Here is a 6,876-nt window from a genome sequence, read left to right as displayed (position 1 = left end):
CCAGCGGGACGGCCCGCAGCCCGGCGCCCGCGGCGGAGGAGGCGCTGAGGACGGCCACGCCCGCGCCGCGCTCGGCGAGCCGGAGCAGGGCGGCCGGGGAGCTGGCCTCGATGTCCACCCGCGGATCGAGGCCGAGCCGGCGGCAGGAGTCCTGGTAGGCGGCGCGCAGGCCGGTGCCCGGGGGGAGGCAGAGGACCTTCTCGCCGCGCAGGTCGGCGAGGCGGAGCCGCGCCCGGTCGAGGGGGTGCCCGGCGGGGACGACGGCGGCGATCGGCTCGTCGACGACGACGGTGTCCTCCAGCCCCGGGGCGGCCTCGCCGGTGTAGCCGATCAGGGCCAGGTCGAGGGAGCCGGCCAGGACCTGCGCCTGGAGGTCCTCGGAGTGCCCCTCGTGCAGGCTGAGTTCGATGCCGGGGTGGCTGCGGCCGAGGTCGGCGACGGTGTCCAGGAAGGGCGGGATCGAGCAGCCCATGATCATGCCGAGCCGGACCCGGCCGCGGACGGCGTCGGCGAACTCGGCGGCGGTGTGCTGGATGGCGTCGAGGGTGGCCAGGGCGTTCCTCGCCAGCGGGAGGACCGCCTCGCCGACCGGGGTGAGGCGCACCTGCCGGCCGGTCCGGTCGAGCAGCTGCTGGCCCAGTTCGCGCTCCAGCTTGGCCACTTGGGTGCTGACGCCGGACTGGCTCACGTGCAGCCGGGCGGCCGCGGCGGTGAAGCTGCCCTCGTCGACCACGGCGGCGAAGTAGCGCAGCTGGTGCATCTCCATGGGCGACGACGATAGGCGACCGGACCCCTGCGGCATAACCAGAAGAGATGGAATCCATCTGATCCATCTGTTGGACGGATGGGTTGGGTGCTCGGGAGGATGGCGGCATGACGACGACGAAGACCGCGCGTGAGCTTGCCGAGACCTACTTCACCGCCTGGGAGGCGGGCGACTTCGAGACCGTCCGGGGCCTGCTGGCCGACGACGTCGACTTCGTCGGCGCGCTGGGGACGGCCTCCGGGGTGGAGGAGGCGCTGGCCGGGCTGAAGGGGCTCGGACAGGTGCTGGAGAAGATCGACGTGAAGGTCCGGGTGGCCGAGGGCGACGAGGTGATCACCTGGTTCGAGCTGCGCACCAGCATCGCCCCGCCGGCGCCGACGGCGAACTGGATGCACGTCGAGGACGGGCGGATCACCCGGATCCGGGTGACCTTCGACCCGCGCGGGCTGCTGGCCGGCTTCGGCGGCTGAGGGGCCTCGCGGCCGCCCGCGGGACGCGTGTGGGGGCGCGCGACCGACCCCGCTCGGTCACTCACCCGAGCAGTCATCCCCCGCAGGCGACGCGGGACGGGGCGCGCTACCACTGGGTGAAAGCCCCCACTCCCCTCCGGGAGCCCCACCATGAGCGAATCGACGATCCCCGCGCCCACCGTCGGTGCCACCGTGCACCACGTCGAGTCGGACGGGAAGGCTGGTCCGGCCCTCGCCCACGGCATCCTCCTCGGCCCCCGCACTCTCCTGGTGCCCGATCCGCCGCGCACGGTCGGCGACCCGTGGCAGAGCCTCGCCGTCCGCATCACCGTCGCCCCCGACCCGGGCGACGGCACCGAGGCCCTGCGCGTGGCCGGCATCAGCCTGGCCGCCTTCGCCACCGACGACGTCCGCGCCGCGGCGGCCTTCCTGACCCTGCTCACGCCGTCACGGCACGCGCCCGCCCCCGGGGAGGTCACCCGGGACCGGCTCAACGACACCCTGCGGCAGTACCACGGCGACCTGTGGGCCGCCCACGCCGCCCTCGGCTATCCGGTCCGTCCACCGGAGCGCGCCGCCCCGCCGGAACCGTGGTGGTCCGACATCCCGGTGGAGGGGTTCCGGGAGTTCGACGACAACTGGTGCTGCCTCGGCTCGAACACCTCGTGCTGCCGGGAACTCCGGTTGTGACGGAGGCCGCGACAGACGGCGTCCGCCGCCGGGGGTCACCGACCGTCACGGCGGCGGACGCCGCGCTGGCACTGGCGGTCACCGTCCCCGACGTCTTCTTCTACGCGGCCCCGCTCGCGACCGGGACGAACGTCCGCGACCAGCTGCTGCTGGCCGCGTTCGCCGTCCCGGAGGCCGTCGCGCTGACCTTCCGCCGACGGTGGCCGGAGGCGGTGTTCGCCGTCGTCTGGGCCGCCGCCGTGGGCGCGGCCCTGCTCTCCCTGAACAGCGGCTTCGCCTTCACCCCCTTCTTCGGCGTACTGCTCGCGCTGTACACGACGGCCCGGCTGAGCGGCCGGCCCGCCTCCGTCGCCGCCCTCGTGCTGACGGCCCTGCCGATCGCCCTGGCCATCTGGTACCCGATCGCCGACGGGGCGGTGCCTCCCTCCCGTCGGGCGTCGTACCTCGTCAGCGGCATCGCCTACTTCCTGCCGATCACCGCCGTCGCCTGGGGCGCCGGCCGCCGGGTCCGGGCCGCCGCCCTCGCCGCCGAGCGCGACCAGCGCGAACTCGCGCGCGCCCGCCAGGCCGTCCTCGGCGAACGCGTCCAGATCGCCCGGGAGTTGCACGACATCGTGGCCAACGCGGTGGCCGTCATCGTCATGCAGGCCGACACCGCCCGCTGCACCGCGCCCGCCGACGCCGACCGACTGGCCGGCACCCTCCGCGACATCGAGGAACTGGGCCGCAACGCGATGGCCGAACTGCGCCGCATGCTCCGGCTGTTGCGCACCGCCGACGTCCCCATGACGGACGGGACCGGGCGCCACGGGCTCGCCGACCTGGGCCCGCTGCTGGAGGACGCCCGACGCGCCGGGGTCCTGATCGACCTGGAGGTACGCGGCACCCCGGCCCACCTCGACGACAGCGTCGACCTGACGGCCTACCGGCTGGTCCAGGAGGCCGTCACCAACATCATCAAGCACTCCGGCGCCGGCAGCCACGCCTCGGTGCGGATCAGCTGGTCCGAGGTGCTGACCCTCGATGTGGTCGACGACGGCGCGGGCCGCCGCCCCGAGGTCCGCCGGGGACTGTCCACCGGGCACGGCCTGCTCGGACTCGCCGAGCGGATCGCGCTGTTCGGCGGCGAGCTGACCGCCTCGCCCTACCGCTCGGGCTTCCGGGTCACCGCCACCCTGCCGCTCTCCCCGCCGCCCTCCCCGCCGCCCGGCACGACGGGCTGACCGGCCACGGCGGCTCCCGGCCTCACGGCGCCTCCTGCTGCTCCGCGTACCTGGTCATGAAACCCAGGACCACCACGTACCGGCCCTCGGCCGGCCCGGTGACCTCGCTCGGCCGCACCGGCTGCCAGGCCAGGTACTCGGACCGCTGCCCCTCGTCGTTCCGGTAGCGCCGGCCGCCGTACTTCTCGTACCAGTAGTCCTCGCCGGAGGTCAGGAGTTCGGGGCCCGGCGGCCGGGAGACGCTCACGGCCAGCTCCGTCCGCACCGCCTCGTCCGTCGCCGGCCTGAACTCCACCGACGGGGCGATCGGCCGGGCCGCCGCCTCCGCCACCTCCTCCGGGGTCGGGTCGGCGGGCGGCTGGTGGGCGTACTCGTCGGCCGCGACCAGGCCGCTCCACCGCTGCGAGCTCCGCCAGCCCTCGGCGTCCAGGTACCGGTCTAGATCGGCCAGCCGGGAGCGGACGTCGCCGCCGTCGAAGGCCAGGTACACGTTCACGGTCCGCTCGCAGGCCACCGGCAGCCACAGCCCCCGGAGGAACAGGCCGCCGTGGTAGTCGGTGCGGCACACGTCGACCGTCGACCGCCCCAACCCCTGGGCCCACGGCAGCAGTTCGGGCAGCCGGTCGATCCGGTCGGCCATCCGCCGCTCGGCCGCCAGGCGGGCCTCCTCGGTCTCCGGCGCCCGCGCCACCCCCGGGACGTCCGGCGGGGCCGGAATGGCCGTGTCGCGGTAGAACCGCCACCCGGCCCAGCCGCCGAACACGACCGCCACTCCCAGGAGCGCGATCAGCGCCCACCTCAGCCAGAACCGAACCACACCCACCCCCGGTCTCCACCCACCCCGCTCGGGCATCGTACGGGCGCGAACGCGCCGGCGGACGGGCGATGCCGCCGAAGGGCCGTCCCGGCGACGGATCCCGGCGCCAGGGCGTGACGGTCACCCGCCGGACGTGACGGTCACCCGCCGGAGCGGATCGGCTCGCCCGTCCGGTGCAGGTGGCTGAAGATCTCCCGGTAGGAGCGGAACAGGCCCGTCTCGTAGTACGCGACGCCCTTCTCGGCGCAGAACTCCCGGGTGATCCGGGCGGCCCGCCCGAGCGCCGGGGTCGGCATGCTGGGGAACAGGTGGTGCTCCACCTGGTAGTTGAGGCCGCCCATCACCGCGTCGATGAGCAGCCCGCCGCGGACGTTGCGCGAGGTGAGCACCTGGCGGCGCAGGAAGTCGAGCTTCATCTCCGGGGTCACCATCAGCATGCCCTTGTGGTTCGGGGCGAAGACGCTGCCCAGGTAGACGCCGAACAGCGCCTGGTGCACGGCGATGAAGGCGACGGCCTTGCCGGCCGGGAGCGCGGCGAACACCAGGCCGAAGTAGGCGAGGAAGTGGACCACCAGCAGCACGCCCTCCAGCACCGGGCGCTTCACCACGGGCCCGCGCAGCGCGCGGAAGCTGTTGAAGCTGAGGTTGAGGCCCTCCAGCAGGAGCAGCGGCACGAACAGGTACGCCTGCCGGCGGCCGATGAACCGGGCGACGCCGCTCGCCTTCCGGGCCTGCCGCTGGGACCACACCAGGAGTTCGGGGGCGACGTCCGGGTCCCGCTCCTCGTGGTTCGGGTTGGCGTGGTGGCGGGTGTGCTTGTTCATCCACCAGCCGTAGCTCATGCCCATCAGCAGGTTGGCGGCGATCCGGCCGCCGATCTCGCTCGGCACCCGCCGGTCGAAGACCTGACGGTGCGCCAGGTCGTGGGAGAGCAGGCCGATCTGGGCGAAGACGACGGACATCGCCGCCGCCAGGCCGAGCTGCCACCAGGTGTCGCCCAGCGCGAACAGGGCGTACCAGCCGCCGAGGAAGGCGGCGAACACCAGGGCCATGCGGGCGGCGTAGTAGCCGGGGCGCCGGTCGAGCAGGCCCTCGTCGACTATTCGGCGGGTCAACTGGGCGAAGTCGCTGCCGCCGCTCCCGGACCGGGAGGAGGGGGCTTCGGGCGCTTCGGTCGTCATCACGGGCTGCGCGGACATACCCCGGAGTCTGTCAGTGACAGGCCCTCCAGCGGAACGGGGAAAGCACCCGCCCCGTACGGGTGTTAGCCCCCTTGTCGCGAGGGGTGCCCGCCTGCCGCGCCGATCGGCGGGCCGGACCGTCGGACCGGAGGACCGTCGCGACGGTCGACGGCGCCGGCCGTCAGCCCGCTTCCGGCCGCCCGAACAGCTCGTCCAGGTGGTACGCGAGGACCGCGAGCGCCTGCTCACCGGTGCGCTGGCCGCCCAGCACGCTGGAGCCGAGCCCGTTGACCATCGCCAGCAGCCCGGCCGCGACCGCCTCGACGTCCCGCTCCGGCCCGATCCCCCCGGCCTGCTGCGCCGCCCGGAGCTGCTTGACGAGGAAGCCCTCCAGGACGACCGGCGGCTGCGCGGCCTGCTTCGCCAGCACCTCGGGGTCGCCGAGCACCAGCGCGTAGTACGCCGCGTACGTCCTGGTGATCCGGCGGCTCTCGGCGTCCGTCGGCAGGATGCAGGACAGGATCGCCGTCACCACCTCCCGGGGGGCCCGGGCCTGGCCGATCCACCGTTCCATCCGGGCCTGGAGCTGGGTGCCGAGCCTGGCCAGGGCGTCCAGCAGCAGTCCCTCCTTGGTCGTGAAGTAGTACTGGACGAGCCGCAGCGAGACCCCGGCCTCCGTGGCGACGGCCCGCATGCTGGCGGACTGCAGGCCCTGGGTGTCGGCGATGCGCAGCAGGGCCTCGGCGATCTGCCGGCGGCGTTCCTCGTGGTCGACCTTCGCGGTCATTCCGGCCTCCGTCTGTTCGTCCCGCTTCACTTGGTACACCCGTATCATGCATGTGATACACATGTACCATGCGAATCAGCGAGTTCAAGAACGGCAAGGCCGAAGCCCGCTTCCGCGCCGCCTACGAGCGCGCGCTGACCGAACTCCGGCCGGGGCCCTGGACACCGCTCGACGTCCCCACCGGCTACGGCACCACCCGGGTGTACCGCACCGGCCGCGCCGAGGGCCGGCCGATCGTGCTGCTGCCCGGCTCCGGCGGCAACGCGCTGATGTGGCACCGCCACCTCGACGCCCTCGCCGCACAGCACCCCGTGATCGCCGTGGACACCGTCGGCGAACCGGGCGCCAGCGTGCAGAGCGCCCCCGTCACCGACGGCCGCGACGCCGCCGCCTGGCTGGAGGAGCTGCTCACCGCCCTCGACCTGCCCTCCGCCCACCTGGTCGGCTGCTCCTACGGCGGCTGGATCGCCCTCAACCACCAGATCCACCACCCCGGACGGACCGCCGCCCTCACCCTGGTCGAAACGGCGGGCCTCGCCGACCTGGACCGCCGCTTCTACACCTGGCTCGTCCTCGGCGGCCTCGCCGCGACGGCCCCGCGCCCGCTGCGCCCCCGGCTGGCCCGGCTGGTCGGCAACAGCGCCGTCCTGGAGACCGAACTGATGGCGCTGGTCCGCGCCTCGATGGGCTTCCGCCGCCGCCTGCCCCCGGCCGCCACCCTCACCGACCGGGAACTCGGCCGGCTCACCGCCCCCGCCCTCTTCCTCCTCGGCGAACGCAGCGCCCTGCACGACGCCCGGGCCGTCGCCGACCGCCTGCACCGGCTGGTGCCCACCGCCCGGGTCGAGATCGTCCCCGGCGCCGGCCACGCACTGCCCACCGACGACCCGGCGGCCGTCACCGCCGGCATCCTCGGCACGGCCGCGCGGCAGGCCGGCTGAC

The 6,876-nt window shown here is 74.3% G+C and carries 8 protein-coding genes; 4 read left to right on the top strand and 4 right to left on the bottom strand.

Annotation, left to right across the window (positions count from 1 at the left end):
• A partial coding sequence (locus AE652_RS31625) for a LysR family transcriptional regulator (protein ID WP_049657792.1) occupies nucleotides 1–766 on the bottom strand: 766 nt, incomplete at its 3' end.
• A gap of 107 nt (nucleotides 767–873) precedes the next feature.
• Here AE652_RS31625 and AE652_RS31620 point away from each other — a divergent pair.
• From AE652_RS31620 to AE652_RS31610, 3 genes are all read left to right on the top strand, one after another.
• Entirely contained in the window at nucleotides 874–1,236 is a 363-nt protein-coding gene (locus AE652_RS31620) for a nuclear transport factor 2 family protein (RefSeq protein ID WP_049657787.1), read from the top strand.
• 150 nt (nucleotides 1,237–1,386) lie between these two features.
• Nucleotides 1,387–1,926, top strand: a complete 540-nt coding sequence (locus tag AE652_RS45530; protein ID WP_049657786.1) for a hypothetical protein — start codon at nucleotides 1,387–1,389, stop codon at nucleotides 1,924–1,926.
• On the top strand, nucleotides 1,923–3,149 hold the full coding sequence (locus AE652_RS31610) for a sensor histidine kinase (protein WP_049657783.1): 1,227 nt from the start codon (nucleotides 1,923–1,925) through the stop codon (nucleotides 3,147–3,149). The genes AE652_RS45530 and AE652_RS31610 overlap by 4 nt, the downstream gene beginning before the upstream one ends.
• Before the next feature lie 22 nt (nucleotides 3,150–3,171).
• On the opposite strand, the gene AE652_RS31605 is transcribed toward AE652_RS31610, so the two are convergent.
• The 3 genes from AE652_RS31605 to AE652_RS31595 all read right to left on the bottom strand — a co-directional run bounded on the left by AE652_RS31605 (nucleotide 3,172) and on the right by AE652_RS31595 (nucleotide 5,934).
• On the bottom strand, nucleotides 3,172–3,972 hold the full coding sequence (locus tag AE652_RS31605; protein WP_049657781.1) for a hypothetical protein: 801 nt from the start codon (nucleotides 3,970–3,972) through the stop codon (nucleotides 3,172–3,174).
• A 134-nt stretch (nucleotides 3,973–4,106) separates the two neighbouring features.
• A complete protein-coding gene (locus AE652_RS31600) occupies nucleotides 4,107–5,165 on the bottom strand; it encodes an acyl-CoA desaturase (protein WP_082346098.1) in 1,059 nt (352 codons plus the stop codon).
• A 163-nt stretch (nucleotides 5,166–5,328) separates the two neighbouring features.
• Nucleotides 5,329–5,934 carry a TetR/AcrR family transcriptional regulator gene (locus tag AE652_RS31595; protein ID WP_049657779.1) on the bottom strand — a complete coding sequence of 202 codons (606 nt, stop codon included), beginning with the start codon at nucleotides 5,932–5,934 and terminating at the stop codon, nucleotides 5,329–5,331.
• A gap of 68 nt (nucleotides 5,935–6,002) precedes the next feature.
• Between AE652_RS31595 and AE652_RS31590 the strand changes: the two genes are divergently transcribed.
• Nucleotides 6,003–6,875: an alpha/beta fold hydrolase gene (locus tag AE652_RS31590; RefSeq protein WP_049657777.1), complete on the top strand. Its 873-nt coding sequence runs from the start codon at nucleotides 6,003–6,005 to the stop codon at nucleotides 6,873–6,875.
• The last annotated feature ends 1 nt before the right edge of the window (nucleotide 6,876 follow it).

Source organism: Kitasatospora sp. MY 5-36 (genome assembly GCF_001182915.1).
Taxonomy (GTDB): Bacteria; Actinomycetota; Actinomycetes; order Streptomycetales; family Streptomycetaceae; genus Kitasatospora.
This window is presented reverse-complemented; position numbering and strand designations above follow the sequence as displayed.

What these genes read in the sequence shown, in the direction of transcription:
- AE652_RS31620 (WP_049657787.1), top strand. Translation starts at nt 874, where the DNA reads ATGACGACGACGAAGACCGCGCGTGAGCTTGCCGAGACCTACTTCACC.
- AE652_RS45530 (WP_049657786.1), top strand. Translation starts at nt 1,387, where the DNA reads ATGAGCGAATCGACGATCCCCGCGCCCACCGTCGGTGCCACCGTGCAC.
- AE652_RS31600 (WP_082346098.1), bottom strand. Translation starts at nt 5,165, where the DNA reads ATGTCCGCGCAGCCCGTGATGACGACCGAAGCGCCCGAAGCCCCCTCC.
- AE652_RS31595 (WP_049657779.1), bottom strand. Translation starts at nt 5,934, where the DNA reads ATGACCGCGAAGGTCGACCACGAGGAACGCCGCCGGCAGATCGCCGAG.
- AE652_RS31590 (WP_049657777.1), top strand. Translation starts at nt 6,003, where the DNA reads ATGCGAATCAGCGAGTTCAAGAACGGCAAGGCCGAAGCCCGCTTCCGC.